This window comes from Neisseria sp. P0021.S006, assembly GCF_051956895.1.
The window spans coordinates 1-553 of sequence record NZ_JBQCWZ010000971.1 but is presented as its reverse complement, the minus strand read 5'-3'; the positions used below and the strand labels follow the sequence as shown (position 1 = coordinate 553).

Sequence of the window (553 nt, the reverse complement as noted above, 5' to 3'; positions counted from 1 at the left end):
CTTAAAGCCAGATAATCGGGTAGGTCTATATATGAAGCCCAAGCCGGATTTATCAAGAGGCTGCGTATCTGTCTTTGAACCAGCGTCAGCATGGTTGGCTGTTTGACAGAAATAGGCGGCAGTTTGTAACTTTTTTGTTTGACGTGCCGTTTTGGCGCTTCTTGTTCGAGTAATTGGGCGAGGTTGTCCGGGTCAATGCCTACGAGCTCGCTGAGTTTTTGTTTCAGAAGATAGCCCAATGCCGGCGCGGTAATCTGAGCCAAGAGCGGAGAACTGGTTTTGACCAATTCTGCTTTGCCTTCTTGCGTATTGAGGTTGAGGCCGTCTGAAAGATGTTCCCAAAAGTATTCCGATAGGGGCTTGCTTTGGTTTAACAGGGCATCTTCAAATTGCGTTTTGCCGTAGGCGCGGATGTAACTGTCAGGGTCGTGTTCTTCGGGTAGGAATAGAAAATGCAGTGATTTATCGTCTTTTAATTGCGGCAACGCATTTTCCAGCGCGCGCCAAGCCGCTTTACGTCCCGCGCTGTCGCCATCAAAACAAAAATAAATAC

The 553-nt window shown here is 47.9% G+C and carries 1 pseudogene; it reads right to left on the bottom strand.

From position 1 onward, the window contains the following. Positions 1 to 553 (bottom strand): annotated as a pseudogene (locus ACTHUM_RS18215) (DNA primase); the annotation flags it as partial.